The 16,148-nt window shown below is 33.6% G+C and carries 8 protein-coding genes; 4 read left to right on the forward strand and 4 right to left on the reverse strand.

Translation table 11 applies throughout. From position 1 onward, the window contains the following. Positions 1 to 91 precede the first annotated feature (91 nt). Both GCQ56_RS11860 and GCQ56_RS11865 read right to left on the reverse strand, forming a co-directional pair. Positions 92 to 2,524, reverse strand: a complete 2,433-nt coding sequence (locus GCQ56_RS11860) for an ABC transporter permease (protein ID WP_152734689.1) — start codon at positions 2,522 to 2,524, stop codon at positions 92 to 94. A 12-nt stretch (positions 2,525 to 2,536) separates the two neighbouring features. Beyond that, positions 2,537 to 3,235 carry an ABC transporter ATP-binding protein gene (locus GCQ56_RS11865; protein ID WP_152734690.1) on the reverse strand — a complete coding sequence of 233 codons (699 nt, stop codon included), beginning with the start codon at positions 3,233 to 3,235 and terminating at the stop codon, positions 2,537 to 2,539. A gap of 260 nt (positions 3,236 to 3,495) precedes the next feature. On the opposite strand from GCQ56_RS11865, the gene GCQ56_RS11870 reads away from it, so the two are divergent. The 4 genes from GCQ56_RS11870 (at position 3,496) to GCQ56_RS11885 (ending at position 10,413) form a co-directional block, all read left to right on the forward strand. Continuing rightward, positions 3,496 to 4,860, forward strand: a complete 1,365-nt coding sequence (locus tag GCQ56_RS11870; RefSeq protein WP_152734691.1) for a sigma-54 dependent transcriptional regulator — start codon at positions 3,496 to 3,498, stop codon at positions 4,858 to 4,860. Further along, positions 4,850 to 6,199 carry a PAS domain-containing sensor histidine kinase gene (locus GCQ56_RS11875; protein WP_152734692.1) on the forward strand — a complete coding sequence of 450 codons (1,350 nt, stop codon included), beginning with the start codon at positions 4,850 to 4,852 and terminating at the stop codon, positions 6,197 to 6,199. Before GCQ56_RS11870 ends, GCQ56_RS11875 begins: the two co-directional genes overlap by 11 nt. A 145-nt stretch (positions 6,200 to 6,344) precedes the next feature. Beyond that, positions 6,345 to 8,786 carry a PAS domain S-box protein gene (locus GCQ56_RS11880; protein ID WP_152734693.1) on the forward strand — a complete coding sequence of 814 codons (2,442 nt, stop codon included), beginning with the start codon at positions 6,345 to 6,347 and terminating at the stop codon, positions 8,784 to 8,786. Positions 8,787 to 8,967: 181 nt separating this feature from the next. Beyond that, positions 8,968 to 10,413 (forward strand): hypothetical protein, encoded by a 1,446-nt coding sequence (locus tag GCQ56_RS11885; protein ID WP_152734694.1) that lies wholly within the window; start codon positions 8,968 to 8,970, stop codon positions 10,411 to 10,413. 67 nt (positions 10,414 to 10,480) lie between these two features. On the opposite strand, the gene GCQ56_RS11890 is transcribed toward GCQ56_RS11885, so the two are convergent. Together GCQ56_RS11890 and GCQ56_RS11895 are read right to left on the reverse strand one after the other, a co-directional pair. Further along, positions 10,481 to 14,170: an alpha-amylase family glycosyl hydrolase gene (locus GCQ56_RS11890; RefSeq protein WP_193323771.1), complete on the reverse strand. Its 3,690-nt coding sequence runs from the start codon at positions 14,168 to 14,170 to the stop codon at positions 10,481 to 10,483. Between the two features lie 87 nt (positions 14,171 to 14,257). Beyond that, entirely contained in the window at positions 14,258 to 16,111 is a 1,854-nt protein-coding gene (locus GCQ56_RS11895; RefSeq protein ID WP_152734696.1) for a SusF/SusE family outer membrane protein, read from the reverse strand. Positions 16,112 to 16,148: the final 37 nt, after the last annotated feature.

A 16,148-nucleotide genomic window follows, 5' to 3' on the forward strand; every position in this document is an offset into this window, starting at 1 on the left:
CGGACAACTTTTTATGATAGTCCGGACTTTATTTAATCCGAATTACGGTTTTTCATGAAACAAGTTCCCACGATTCAAGTCTGTGTATTTATTATTCGTACTTAAGAGCATAAATCGGATCTTTTCTTGCTGCATTCCAGGTTTGCCAGCTTACCGTAACAATTGCAATGATCAAAGCTATGATACCAGCAAGGGCAAATATCCACCATGATAAATCTGTTTTGTAAGCAAAGTGCTGTAACCAGTCTTCTGCAGTATAATAGGCTAGCGGACAGGCGATAATAAATGCCAGAGCAACCCAAATAGCATATTCCCTAATTAATTGTATCATAATTTCCAAAGAACTAGCTCCATTTGCTTTTCTAATTCCAATTTCTTTGGTTTTGTGCTGAATGCTGTAGGATGATAATGCAAACATTCCCAAAATTGATAGTAATATGGAAAGAATAGCGAACAATGTAAGTGCTTTCATTTCCTTGTATTGGTTTTTGTAAATTTCGGCGTAAATATCATCAAGAAATTTATATTTCATTAGCGAATCGGGAAATAACTGATTCCATTCTTTAGTAAGTTTCTGGATTGCTTCGGCTTTTTTGTTTTTATTAATTTTCACTAGAAAAGTTCCATTAAAAATACGTTTAAGACCAATCACCATTGGTAATTCTTTCGAAAAAAGATCAGCATAGTGTAAATCTTTAATTACAGCTACAATTTCCCCCTTTTTAAAATACCGAGGAGCTCTAAAATGATATTGAAATTGTCTTCCGATAGCATCTTCGGGATTTTTAAACCCTAGTTTTTTAACCGCTGATTCATTTAATATGTATTGCTCTTTAAAATTTTTGTGGATAGGATCGAGTTTTTCTAAATTCTGGAGTGCTATCTCGCTATTGGGTGTTATTGCTTTGCATTCCCAGATAAAATCTGATCCATTCTGTAATTCTAAATTTCCAACTAAGGCTTTAATATTGAATAGTTTGAAAAAGTCTTTTTCTACTGAATTAATCATGATTCTATTCTCCTTGCTGTTTTCAATTCCTTCCATTTCGAAAGAGTGCTCGAAATCAGGAAAGATTCCAGGTGGCATGAATGTGGAACTTAAATATTCAATTTCGGAGTGTTGTTGCACTTTTTCTTTTAACAAATCAAATTTAGCTATAGCCTCATATGGAAAATTGCTAATGGTTAATATGGATTCTTTATCTTCTCCTGGATGTGTTTTTTGGATATAATCAACTTGCTTGTGTAATACCATGGTAAGTATTATTGCTGATATTGACAATACAAATTGGAATACAAGTGAAATGATAAATTTTTTGGATCCTTGATCAGGAGTTTTACTTAAGTTATTCGATATGTTTTTTGTATAAAGAGGCAGCAAAGCAATAAAACTAAATAGAATTGCAAAAAAAATCGATACACATAAAAAGAGTTTTATTGAGAAATTAAACTGCAGATTAAAATTAGAAATATTATCAAAATTTATAGCAATTAAAGTTCCAATAACAATAGCAATGCAGGTATGAAAAAGAGATACACCAATTTGATTTGTTGATAAATTCAAAAGCGAAGCTCCATTAATGATTTTTATTTTTAAATCCTTTAGATTGGTAGTAAACTGTACAAAATTTAAATTTGAATAATTTACAATGGCGATTAGGAATACTATTAATGCACCAATAACCAGAATTATAATGGAATTCAAATTGCCATTTGATCCCAGTTCATCACGCATGTGGCTTTTTAGATGAATATCTTTTAGATTCATTAATTTGAACGTGGGCGCTAATTCACTCTCTTTTACATTTTTTTTCCAATACAGATTTAAAGCATCTGCTAGTTGAATTGGATTACTCTCTTTTTGCAGAAGTAAATAAGTAAAAGCAGTACCATATGGACTTTGCAGGTTTTCTGTTTTCTCTGAAATCAGTAAATTGAAAGTCATATGAGAATTAGATGGAAAATCATCAAAAACAGCTTTCACGGTATAGCTTGTTCCATCATTATTATCATATTCCGATTTTATTTTTACTTCCTTACCAACAACCTTAGTATCGCCAAAATACTTAAGCGCGGCTTTTTTACTTAAAACAATTTCATTGGTATTTTTAAAAAGATCATTTTTATTTCCCTGTAGAAGGTTAAAATCGAATAGGTTAAAAAAGGAATGATCTGTGTAAAACGATTTTTCAATACTATATGTTTCAGCTCCGACTTTCAAGCTTAAATTGTAAGTATTAGTTAGTAAGGTAACATCTTTTATTTCGGGAAAATAATCATATAAACTCGATGTGTAATAACCATTTAAGGAAGCTGTTTGAAGATTGTCAGCAGTTTCCATAAATCCTACTCTTCCAGGTTTATCTACGTTTAATCGGTAGATATTATCTGCCTTTGAATGGAATTTGTCAAATGACAATTCGTGTATGGTGTAGGTGCTTACCAATAAAATAGCAGCAAACGCAATAGCAATACCAATAATATTAATCGTAGCCCACTTGTTTTTTTGAGATAGTATTTTCATAGCTTTTATTGATTAATATACAACTTGTGCAATTTCCTTTTTAGTATTTTCAAGCGCAATTTCTCCATCGAACAATCGAATAACACGATGAGCAAATTCGGCATCTCGTTCTGAGTGGGTAACCATTACTATTGTAGTTCCATCATTATTTAATTCGCTTAATAAATTCATTACTTCCAGCCCGGTTTTCGAATCCAGATTACCAGTAGGTTCATCGGCAAGTAAAAGTTTTGGATTTGCTGCAACAGCTCTAGCAATGGCAACTCTTTGCTGCTGTCCACCTGACAGTTGTTGTGGATAATGATTTCTTCTGTGACCTATTTTCATTCGATCTAACATTTCCAAAACACGTTCTTTCTTTTTTGCTGAAGAATAGTGCAAATATTTTAAAGGGAGTTCTACGTTTTTATAAACATTCAATTCATCAATTAAATTGAACGATTGAAAAACAAAATTGATGTTTCCTTTTCGAAGCTTATTTCTTTGATTTTCCTTTTGCATTCCAACTTCATCATCACAAAAGAAATATCGTCCATCAGATGGACTATCAAGTATTCCTAAGATATTTAAAAGTGTTGATTTTCCGCATCCAGAAGGTCCCATAATAGCGACAAATTCACCTTCTTTAATCTCTAAGTTTATACTGTTTAGGGCTGTTGTTTCTATGTCTTCAGTTTTGAAAACTTTCGTCAGATTTTCAATTTTAATCATTAGTGTTGGATTTTGAATTACAATTCTAAATGTTAAACTCTACAATCACAAATTATTTTATGATTTCAATTCTATCTGACAATAACCAATTGATGTGCCATGTTTGTTAATTGATCTGTTAATAGGTCGTTAGAGTGTAATGGTGGATTTTTAGTGATAAAAAAAATGTAAAATTCTTTTATTTTAACTGTATAGTTTCTTTACATTTTGTTGAGTTGTTAATCTCATTTTTCTACATTTGGTTGTCTTAATTCTAAAATATGTCATCAGAAAAAATTTTAATTGTCGACGATCACAAACGAGTTCGTGTTTCCTTACAAATGTTATTGCAGGATGAATTTGAGCTTGTAAATACACTTTCGAACCCTAAAAGCTTACTAAGTGAACTCCAGTCTTGCCAATATGATATTGTTCTTTTGGATATGAACTTTTCAGCAGGTATAAATACAGGAAATGAAGGATTGTTTTGGATGCAGGAAATAAAAAAACAGAATGCAGATCTAGTTGTTGTTTTATTAACAGCTTATGGCGATGTTGAATTGGCAGTTAATGCCATAAAAAATGGAGCAAGTGATTTTGTATTGAAACCCTGGGACAATAATAAATTGATTATTACTCTAAAAACAGCATTGAAATTGCGCAATTCTAAATTGAAGATTCAAAAATTAGAATCTGATAAAAGGGAACTGTCAAAAGAGTTAAATCACAATCAGACTGAGATTATTGGACAATCGAAAGTTATGATGGATTTGAAGAAAGTAATTTCGAAGGTGGCGAAAACCGATGCTAATGTGTTGATATTAGGCGAGCATGGTTCGGGAAAAGAGGTTGTTGCAAGAGAAATGCATCGATTGTCAAATAGATGTGAAAATGTATTTATTTCGGTTGATATGGGAGCAATTAGCGAATCATTATTTGAAAGTGAATTGTTTGGACATGAAAAGGGAGCCTTTACCGATGCTAAAGAAGCGAAAATTGGACGTTTTGAATTGGCATCAGGAGGAACTCTTTTTTTGGATGAAATAGGGAATTTAAGTCTGGAAATGCAAGCGAAACTTCTTTCCGTATTGCAATGTAGACAAGTGACTCGCGTAGGTGATCATAAAGCAAGAAATATCGATATTCACTTGTTATGTGCTACCAATAAAAATCTTGAAAAGATGGTGGAAGAAGGAAGCTTTCGGGAAGATTTGCTTTATAGAATTAACACCATTCGGCTTGATGTACCGGCCTTACGTGATCGCGGCGGAGATATTGTTTTGCTAGCTGAATATTTCCTTCTGAAATATGCGAAAAAATACAATAAAGGAAAGCTGCGTTTTACAATAGAAGCACGTGATAAGCTTCGAAATTATTCATGGACTGGGAATGTAAGGGAGTTGCAACACGCTGTTGAGAAAGCAGTAATTCTTTCAGAACAAAATATGATTACCAGTGATGATTTTCTATTTAAACAAATCAATGGACAAGCTGTTAGGATATCGCCTAAAAGTTTTGAAGAGATGGAAAAACAAATGATAATAATGGCAATGGATCGATACAAAGGCAACCTTACTCATATGGCAAAGGAATTAGGTGTTACTCGTCCGACTCTCTATCACAAAATAAAAAAATATGATTTATAAAAATCTACTTGTTCAGATTGTGATTCGTTTAGTGGGGATTCTTTTATTAAGTTTTGTTGCAGGTTTTATTTATTGGGAAACAAAATTTCAATTAATAGCTTATCTTCTTTTACTTGTTTTGATATGGTTTAGCTATCGATTAATTCATTATTTAAATGCAACCAATCGTTTGTTGACTCAGTTTTTTCTCTCGGTAAAAAATGATGATATAAGCATAAAGGTTCCTCGTAATGTAAAGGGAAAATCGTTTGAGGAATTGCATAAAAGTATGTACGAGATTAATCAAACCATAAGAGATTTGCGTTTGCAATTTCAACGTAAAGAAATGCATAGTGAAGCCATAATAGAGCACGCATCAATTGGCTTGCTTTCTTTTAATAAAGATGGAATTGTTGGATGTATAAATATAAAAGGGAGGGAGTTGCTGGGGATTCATAACTTGATAAATATTAAAGCTTTGCTAAAGATCGATGAGGAGTTGGTGAAGTTAATGATGAGGATTAAACCTGGAGAAACACAAGCTCATAATTTTCAAAAAAATCAGATTAATAGATATTTATTGATCTCCTGTACGAGTATAGTATTAACTGATGTAGAGTTTAAATTGGTATCAATTGCAGATATTAAAAATGAAATAGATGCCAAAGAACTTGAATCATGGCAGAAATTAATAAATGTTCTCACGCATGAAATTATGAATTCGGTTTCACCTTTAACTTGTTTATCTGAAAAATTGGAAAACAACTATCGAAAAATAGAAGCCGGTACAATTCTTACCGAATCCGTTCTTAATAAAACCAGAGATGGTCTTCAGGTTATTAAAGAGCAGGGGCAAGGTTTAATGTATTTTGTTGAGGCTTACCGTGAATTGTCTCGTATCCCAAAGCCATTGCTAAAAAGTGTTTCGGTTGCCAAACTGTTTTTGCATCTTAAGGAGTTACTAAATTTAGAGTCAAATGAGAAAATACAGTTTCATTTTAATGTATATCCCGAAAATTTGAATGTTCATGCCGATGAAATCTTACTAAAGCAAGTGCTTATTAACCTTATTAAAAATGCTCAACAAGCAATTCATAATGAGGGCGAAATTAAGATTAATGCAGAATTTGAGGAAGATCATTTTGTGAAGATTAGTATTGCAGACACTGGCTGTGGAATAACTGTAGAGGACCTTAAAAATGTATTTGTACCTTTTTATACGACAAAAGAGGAAGGTTCGGGAATTGGATTGAGTGTTGCTCGACAAATAATTCGTTTGCATAAGGGGAATATCAGTCTAAAATCAGACCTGAAACAAGGTACTACAGTATCTGTTTTGTTAAAATCAAAACAGATATGAATCAAAAAAATAAACATAATTATTATATGTTTTGTTAATAAATTTTTAGAAACCTTAGTTCCAATCTTATTTATAACAAATGAAAATAGCTCTTTTCGGGATTTAGAAAGTGTTTGTGAAGCAAAAAAAATGATATTTTAGGAAAATGGGAGAGCAAAAAGCATTACGATCGAGAATTTTAGAGATGTTGTATAATGGGTATTCGGAAGATGCGATATTATTAGAAATTATTGAAAATGCTGAAAAAACAGGAAAAAATTCAATATGCTCAATATTAACGGTTGATGATCATGGAAAATATTTATTGTCGAAAGCTGCTCCTGGTTTACCAGATTTTTACAATCGGGCTATAAATGGATTTCCAATTGGGGATTGCAAAGGATCATGCGGAACGGCAGCTTATAGAGGCGAGAGAGTTATCGTTGAAAATATAAATACGCATCCTTATTGGTTGAATTATAGGGAGTTAGCTAATAAAGCAAATTTGGCATCTTGTTGGTCTGAACCAATAAAAGATCCTTCGGGTAAAGTTGTAGGTACTTTTGCAATATATCATCGTTCTCCAAATACTCCTCATGTACAAGATTACGAATTGATTTTAGAATTGGCGGAAATTACAGCAATTGTATTGGATCGTCATCGAATTATTAATCAACTAAAAGAAAGTGAGAATAAATTTAAAACATTAGCAAATGCTAGCAATGAGGCGGTATTTATTCTCGAAGGAGATAAGATAATAGAGGTAAATAAGAAATCAGAAGAGATGTTTGGGTATTCTGAAGAAGATTTATCTGGAAAATCAATTTTTAATTTGATTAAGGAAGAATATTGGGTAAATACTCTTACTGAGAAATCAAGAAATTTTAGGCATAAAATTCAAGGAATTGGGATTAGTAAAAGTGACAATAGAATAGATGTTGTAGTTAAGATTAAGAATTCCACATTTAAAAATAAAGAGGTTTGTCTACTTTCTATACGCGATGTTACCAATTACAAAAATGCCAGGGCTGAAGTTCTTAAGCTTTCTCAATCTGTTATTCAAAGTCCAGTATCAATTATTATTACAAATAAGGAAGGAACCATTGAATATGTTAATCCAAAGTTTATTGAGTTAACAGGTTATTCCTTAGAAGAAATCGTTGGGGAAAATCCTAGAATTTTAAGTTCGGGATTAAATTCAAAAAAGGTTTATGAGTCTTTGTGGGAATCTATAAATTCTGGTAAAGAATGGAGAGGAGAGTTTCATAACAAAAAGAAGAATGGTGGATTGTTTTGGGAGCGAGCGAGTATTTCTCCAATAAAAGGTGATGATGGTAACATCATAAATTTTTTGGCGATTAAGGAAGATATCACCGAGCAAAAGAGACAGGATGAGATACAGGAAATTATTCTAAATATATCAAATGCCGTACTGTCAGACTATACATTGGTTGAATTCATTCAATTTATTCGGGAAGAGTTAAGTAAAATAATTGATACGACTAATTTTTTCGTTGCATTATATGATGAGGAAAGTGAGTATTTTCACATGCCCTATCATAACGATGAATTCGATTCGATTGATAAATTTCCTAAAGGGAAGACAATTTCAGGATGGATTATAGATAATGGTAAACCACTTTTAGCTACAGCTGAAACCTTGAAGAAAATGGCAGAGAAAGGTGATTTAGCTCTTGAGGGAGTCCCTTCTAAAATTTGGCTAGGAATGCCATTGAAAGGAAATGGTAAAACAATTGGGGTTTTGGTTATTCAAAGTTATGATGATGAAACAGCGGTTACGGAAGAAGATAAGGAAGTGTTAGAGTTGGTTTCTCATCAAATTAGTATATCTATTGAAAAGAAAAGAATAGAAGATGATTTGAGAGTGGCACTGCAAAAAGCTAAAGAATCGGATCGTTTAAAATCGGTATTTCTAGCCACTATGTCGCATGAATTAAGAACTCCTTTGAATGCAATAATTGGTTTTTCTGATTTAGTGGATGAGTACACTACAATGGATACCGCAATAGATTATTGTAAAATGATAAATCAAAGTGGGAATCATTTACTTAGTATTGTTGAAGATTTATTTGATATATCTCTTATTGAATCGGGAGTTATGCAAATAAATAAGAAGACATGCCTACTTACTGAACTGTTTGAAGACATTGATGAAGTAATTAAAATTGAACAAAAACTATTAGGTAAAGAAAATATAGATTTAATATTAAATATTCCTGAAAAATTTATTGGTAAAAACATCTTAACTGACTCTAATCGTATAAAACAGATCTTTTTGAACTTGCTGAAAAATGCATTGAAATTTACGGATACAGGAAGTGTTGAATATGGTTTGATTGCTAATGAGAGTATAGATAATCAATTGTATTTTTTTGTGAAGGATTCGGGAATAGGTATTCCAGAAGATCAGCAAGATACCATTTTTAATAAATTTAGACAGGTAAATGCTGAAGCAAATAGACAACACGACGGGGTTGGTATTGGTTTGTCTATTACCAAAAGTTTAGTCGGATTATTAGGTGGGGAAATTAGTATCGAATCTCAATTAGATGTGGGAACAACATTTAATTTTACGCATCCCTATTAGTTATAAAGCCGAAATTTACTGGAATTTCATCGCCATTAGTTCCTGTGTAACAATTCTTAAGGAATTTTAACCATTTTTCACCTGCAATTCATCAAACTAATGGCGTAAAGCTAAAACATATAGGCTATTAAGAACGTATTTAAATTAATAGCAACCTTTTTTCAGCTTTAAACCTTTAGCCATGATACAAAGAATATTCAAAAGTATTTTTGGCAGGTGTTTGTTGGCACTTGCCATTTTTTTCTTTAGTGTAATAATTTCGTTTAGCCAGGAGCAGGCTACAAATGATCCTCCAATAACAGAGAAAAAAGAAAAGATAGAAGATCAACAAGTGTTTAATGTAGAATCTGAAATTATTCAAAAAAAGAATGATATTCCCATAGGATTGTTTGCCTATAATAAATGGGTTGATTTGAATGAAAATGAAATTGTAGAGCGCAATGAGTTTTTTGGTTTAGGCAAAGAATCATTTTCTAAAGGAGAATCCATTAGCGCAACTTTATACGATCCTAAAATAAAAGAAGGAACAAGTTTAAAATTGAGAATTTGGGATACAGGTGGTAACCTCATAAGAACCATAAGAAAGATATATACTAGTAATCCAATGTTCTCTTATTCAAATTTTGATTCGTTTCTACCCGTAGGCGATTACATATTAACTATAAATCCTGAAAATAACGCCGAAACCTACCAAATAAACTTTTCATTAAAAGAACCCAATGGAAAAGCTTTCTTAAAAATAAGAAAGAAGCTGCTGCCAGAGAGTTTTCATCTGTTTGGAGAATGGATAGATGAAGATGGAGATATGAAAATGGATAGTACTGAAGTATTAGGGTTAAATCAGTATCAATTTGATTTGGGAAATGTAAACTTTCAGATAGGATTAAATTTACCTATGAGCAATCAAGAAGTTGTTTATCAGATATGGAATTCAAAATATGATCTCATTGCTATGAACATTTCTAAAATGGATAGTTTGCAGCATTATACAATGAATAGAGATACTTTGAGTAAGGGAAATGAGTTTTTAAGGATATTGAAAGAAGCACCAGCAGGTGAGTATATGATAACAGCATCTTTCGGGCAGGATACTCCTAAGCAATACCGATTGTTAGTTCAGGTGAATGATACCATTAAAAAATTGATTTCTGACCCGGAAATGGAAGATAGTGCTGATTCGGAACCAGAATTGGTTGTAGTAACAGATTCTTTACCAGAAGTTCCTAAAATGGCTATGGGGATAAGCGAAAATGTAGATAATATGGCTCCAAACTTTAAAAAAGGGCAAGAAGGATTTTTCTTTTTTACCGGATTTATTGACCTTAACGAAAACAATAAGCAGGAGAGAGAAGAGTTTATGGGGGCAGATCAGGACTACTATTATTCAGAATCGGAAAATGTATTTGTGCAATTTCATCTGATGCAGTTTTTTGATAAGGAGCTTAATCTTAAGATAATCGATGCTAAGGAGAATTTGGTTCGGGAACAGATTGGAAGCTATGGAGATTCTCCTTTTGTATTTAAGATTTCGATGCCTGATGATCCATTAATTCCTGGGAATTATCAGTTGATAATGCAGCCTGGTGATTCAGAAATACGTTATAGATTGGAGTTGGAAATAAAATAAAAAAATCCCGTAAGCCAGTTATGACTTGCGGGATTTTACTGATTTATAAACTATAAAGAAAACTTGATTACTGTTTTATGATTTTCTTACTCAATTTGGAACCATCTTCCAATTCAAAAATCAATATGTAAACGCCGCTAGCCAAATTCCGTAAATTTAATTCTGTGGAAGCATTAGGCATATTTACAGATACAATTGCTTTGCCAGATGTATTGAATAAGTATAAAGTTTTCACATCTTTTAAATTCTCCAAATGAAGAATATCTCTCACTGGGTTTGGATAAAGCCTTAGTTCTTTCTTAAGAACATCATCTATTCCTGTGGAATACGAAATTTCATCCGAGTAAGAACTATATACAATATCTCCTTGTAATAATTCCCCACTTGCAGCAAAAGGAATTACTGAGAATCGAACAAAATTTCCTCTGTCATCTCTAACTAATGTATATGTTAGTTCTGTGGCTCCGGTAATTGCTTCTTCATTGGTACCATTGGCATCATCTGCTCGATACCACTGATAAATTGAACTAGCTTCCAAATCGCCATCAATATCAGAATAATCGTAGTTAGCTGTTAAGGTTTCATCCTCACGGTAAATTCCACTAATTGATACATTGCTAGCAAGTGGTTTATTTACCAAAGACACAATTTCACCGGTGTAAATACTAAACACAATTTCGCCATTTGAAGGATCTCCAGTTGCTGCAACTGGAACAACTGAGAAACGAATAAACTTATTCCTATCGTCAGCAGTTAAAGTGTAAGTTAAATCAGTTGCTCCGGCAATTGTTTCTTCATTTGTTCCGGAAGCATCATCTGCACGATACCATTGATAAGTGGAATTTCCTTCCAAATCGCCATCAATATCAGAGTAATCGTAGCTTGCTGTTAAAATTTCATCTTCACGTTCTGTTCCGCTTATGACAAGATTACTTGCAACAGGAGGATTTACAATTGATACAATCTTATCGGTATAATTGCTAAATACGATTTCACCACTAGCAGGTTCTCCGGTGGCAGCAACAGGAGTAACCGAGAAACGAATATATTTATTTCTATCAGCGGCAGCTAATGTGTAGGTCAATTGCGTCGCTCCGGTAATTGATTCTTCATTTGTTCCATTTGAATCATCAGCTCGATACCATTGAAGAATTGAACTTCCTTCTAAATCATTATTTATATCGGAGTAATCGTAACTAGCTGTTAATGTCTCTAACTCTTTGAATGTACCATTAATTACAACATTATTTGCAATTGGTGCAGCAGGAATATCAGGTGTAGTTAATTGTTTGTTTGTATAAATGTGATATTCACCAGGCTCTAATGCTATTGTTTCAGTTGGATTGCTAACCGTAATTTCCTTTCCTGTGAAATAATCATACCAGCTTCCTGTTTCGCTAAAATTAGGATTGATTTCTCCAGCTACAACATCAAAATTTCCAATGATACGAACATTCATATCAGAATGATTAATCTCAATTCTTTTTAGTGCCTGACTTGTAGCAAGAACAAAATCATCTGATTCGAATGCAATTTCCTCTTTCTTAAGTTTGATTAAGGCTGAAAATACATCATACAGTCTTTTGCGATTGGCATTATCCTGATAATCCCAGCGAATTGGTTTTTTGCCAACTCTTCCGTTTTCCTCGATTGAAAAATCGTAACCCAACTCGCCAAATTGCCAGATCATTTTAGGACCAGGAATGGTAAAGAAAAAGGCTGCGGCAGTTTCAATTCTTGATAAAGCTGTATTTAAATCCGTAACATCGTAATCACCAGATGAGTTTCCGTACTGTAGGTTTTTATACATTAAACGCTCTTCATCGTGACTTTCCATGTAGTTCACAACTCTCGGAGCATTCCAACCTCTTTGTTTCCAGGAGGTCCAGCTTAAATCGGATTTGTTATTTTCATTGTATCCCATTGTGGCTTCATTATAGTTTCCATTTGCATTTCCCCACAAATGAATTCCATAATTGGCAAGTTCTGTTTCTTCTGTATTGTCAGATAAATGCTCGAAACTTACAATAGCATCAGAATTCACTTTCCAAATTTCATCTGCCATTCTTTTTAGCAATCTGATTCTATCCGCATCGTAATCACTTCCCCAGACATCAGATCCACTATTGGGATGATTCTTATTAGAGAAACCTTTCGTGAAATCAAAACGGAAACCATCAATGTGGTACTCATTCATCCAATATGCATTGATACGATCTACCAATTTCTGTGTAGCTTCACTTTCGTGATTAATATCATAACCCCAATGAGCATCAGTGTTTTCAAAATTATGATTTTCATTGTACCATGGATTATCTGCTGTAGGATTTGTACCATCAAAGTACATCCTTAAAAATGGCGATTGACCATAAGTGTGGTTTAATACCATATCCATAAAGACGGCAATACCTCTTTTATGGCATTCATTGATGAATGTTTTGTAATCTTCTTTTGTGCCGTATGCTTTATCAGGAGCAAAGTAAAATGATGGATTGTATCCCCACGAATCATTTCCTTCAAATTCGTTAAAAGGCATCAGTTCGATTACGTTTACTCCAAGACGATCTAAATAATCAAGAGTATCGGTTACTGTTTTTATATTACCTGTTGCAACAAAATCACGAACATGAAGTTCATAAATAACAAGATCATCGCTGGCAGGCATTGTAAATTGAGAATCGGTCCAGTTAAAGGCAGTTTGTCCGGTCTGAAGAACACTTGCAATTTCTGTAGTTTTATCTGAAGGGTAATCAATTAAACCTGGATAAGTTGAATCGTCAATATATTGGTCATTCCAAGGATCTAAAACTTTATCGGCATAAGGATCTGCAATTTTAACATCACCGTCGATAACATACTGAAAGACGTATTCTTGTCCTGCAGTAAGATTGTCGATAGTAATCCAAAAATAATCCTCATCTTTTTTCATTTGATATGCATTGTCGACTTCCCAATTGGTAAAATCTCCAATTACAAAAGCAAAATCTTTCTTAGGAGCATACATCGCTAAAGTTACCGTATTATCATCAATGTAATTGATTCCTTCGATTACTCCGGTAGGCATATCTTCTACAATTACATCTTCTCTAACATAGAAATGAATTGTTTCTCGGGCTTCTTCTGAACCAGAGGTGGCAACAGCAACTAATTCATGATTTCCAGAAACAGTGCTTTGTATGCTTGTATTAATTTCTTGTTCGCTTGTTGTGTTCTCTACTAAATCACCATCAAGATAAAGACTTAAGCTTTCGCTGATATTTGATTTAATTTCAACTTGAAGTTCTTCATTTTTTGCGATCATTTTATTATCAGTAGGAGAGGAGAAACTTACGTTTAAACCTTCTTGGTAGATATCAATAAATAGATCGTTGGATTGTTGACTGCCATCTGCCGAGCGGAAAACAGCAGCAATTTGGGTCACGACTTCTCCTGTAGTAACAGAATAAAAATCGGTAATATTTGGTGTAATAACAAGAGTGTAAGTTCCATCGTTGTTATTCGTTAGTTGTGGTTGTGCAGTATTATCTCCCCATGAACCAATAACATGTTGCCAATCTGCATTTCCTTCAATCATTACTCCTGTATGAGCATATAATTCTCCGGTAAATGTTCCTAATCTTGAATCTTGTGAGGAATCAAATGTAATTGTGATTTCAGAATTGGCATTAGGAAATTCGGGTACAGTTGTGATTTGTGCCTTTGTTATTACAGGAACTAGTAATAACAATGAAAGGATGTATGTGTAAAAATTCTTCATAGTTAGCTTTGTATTGAATCCTTTTAAATTGGCTTGTTGTATGTAAAAAAAGAGCATACCGAAGTATGCTCTTTTAAATTGTATGATTTAGTTCTTTGTTACAGTTGCAACATTTGTCATTGTATCAAAAGTAATAGTATAATTACCAGCTTCCGCAACGTCAATGTTAGCTCCACCTGCAGTTAATGCAGCAATATCGCCACCATAGTTAACAGCCCAGTCATCATTTGCTCTAAATTTAAACTGACCTACAGTAAGATCTAATGTTACAGAGAATACATTGTTTCCAGCATCCCAAGTCATATCAGTATCAGTATCCCATCCTCCAGGAGTGGCATCACCTATAAGTCCCCATCTGTTTGCCATATAGGTATATTTATTAGGAGTGCTTAAGTCAAGAGTAATATCGTAATCAGCTTCTTGATCTATAGCGATATTAGAATCACCTTCACCTAAAAATTCTTCTCCTGAATTTAATCCATAATTAATGCCCCAATCGTCATTTGCTCTAAATTTGATTTCAGCAGCTGTAAGATGGATTGTTCCTCTCCATGTTCTTGAAGCAGGATCGTAAGTTAGGTCTGTATCAGAATCCCAACCTCCAGGTGTTCCACTACCAATAACACCCCAGTCAGTTGCTACTGCAGTGTAGGTAATTGGAGTAGTAGAAAGATCTACATTCATTTTATAATAGCCCATTGGAGAACTGATATTGTCACCAGAAGCATCTAATTCTCCAGCGTTTGCACCAGCACCATAATTTGGACCATCCCAATTCGGTTGAGAAGCAAACTTCCAACCATTACTTGAGTTAGCCATATATACATATCCCTCTAATGCAGTAGCATCGTCAACAGTGTTCATTACAATAGGAGAATTTGCAGGATCCCAATCTCCAAATGTAGAACCAGGATAACTTGCAGCAATATAATCTCCAGGTAAATACCAGGTTGTAATATCGGCTATTGTTGAGAACTGAATGTTATCGCCATAAGCAGTACCTTCACTATTGGTAGCAAATGCTCTAACAAAGTAAGTTGTTCCTGAAGCAAGCTCTGTTAAAGCTGCAGTCATAGTTCCTGTTGTGTTTTCAGCATCTGAAATTTTTGTATCAGTAATAGTTGGATTTTCGGCCATTGCGTATACAAAACCTCTTTCTGTTATATCAACACCACCATTTACGATTACATTAGCATAAACATTAGCTGTTGTTTTGGTTACATCTCTTACACTATCGGTTGTTAATACAGCAACTCCAATATTAGTAGTGAATGTAATTTCGCTACTATAGGCGGTTCCTACAGAGTTAATAGCATATGCACGAGCATAATAAGTTGTTGCTGGTAATAAACCTTTTAAATCTGCTGTGAATCCACCAATATCACTTCCGTTTAGAGTTGAATCGTTCTCTATAGTAGGAAGAGTTTCTGTATTCCAGCATACACCTTTTGAAGTTACTTCTGCTTTTCCATCATAAGGCACCTCAACAGCTACTTGTGCAAAAATATCAGTAATACCTGTTGCATCACCGGCCGTTACAGTTGCAATATTTGCTAATGTTGTAAAAGTGTCGTTATCACCATACACCACAGTTTCATCTTCCATTATTACATAGGCTCGGTATTGATATGTAGTTAAATGTTCCAAGCCATCAACAGTTATCCAGTAAACAGCTTTTTCTACTTTATCAGCTACTTTTTTAGTATCTGCAATTGTAGGGTTTTCAGTTAATCCCCAAACAACTCCATATTCTGCAATACCGTCACCTTCAGCAACAACAATACCGCTTAAGAGTACGGAAGTAGATGTAATTCCATCCGATTTCCAAGTAGCCATTTCGGCATCTAATCTTGGAAGATCATCTTTATCACAACCAACAAACACTAATAACAAAGAAGCGAAAGCTAGTCCTAATAATTTGATAAATATATTATTTTTCATACTTCATCTTTTTTAAGTATTCTGCCTGTATAAAGAC

The sequence above is a fragment of the Marinifilum sp. N1E240 genome (assembly GCF_009295825.1).
Taxonomy (GTDB): domain Bacteria; phylum Bacteroidota; class Bacteroidia; order Bacteroidales; family Marinifilaceae; genus Marinifilum_A; species Marinifilum_A sediminis.

Bases quoted from the DNA above. Each gene is read 5' to 3' on its own strand.
- GCQ56_RS11890 (WP_193323771.1), bottom strand. From the start codon at position 14,170: ATGAAGAATTTTTACACATACATCCTTTCATTGTTATTACTAGTTCCT.
- GCQ56_RS11865 (WP_152734690.1), bottom strand. From the start codon at position 3,235: ATGATTAAAATTGAAAATCTGACGAAAGTTTTCAAAACTGAAGACATA.
- GCQ56_RS11895 (WP_152734696.1), bottom strand. From the start codon at position 16,111: ATGAAAAATAATATATTTATCAAATTATTAGGACTAGCTTTCGCTTCT.
- GCQ56_RS11885 (WP_152734694.1), top strand. From the start codon at position 8,968: ATGATACAAAGAATATTCAAAAGTATTTTTGGCAGGTGTTTGTTGGCA.
- GCQ56_RS11860 (WP_152734689.1), bottom strand. From the start codon at position 2,524: ATGAAAATACTATCTCAAAAAAACAAGTGGGCTACGATTAATATTATT.
- GCQ56_RS11880 (WP_152734693.1), top strand. From the start codon at position 6,345: ATGGGAGAGCAAAAAGCATTACGATCGAGAATTTTAGAGATGTTGTAT.
- GCQ56_RS11875 (WP_152734692.1), top strand. From the start codon at position 4,850: ATGATTTATAAAAATCTACTTGTTCAGATTGTGATTCGTTTAGTGGGG.
- GCQ56_RS11870 (WP_152734691.1), top strand. From the start codon at position 3,496: ATGTCATCAGAAAAAATTTTAATTGTCGACGATCACAAACGAGTTCGT.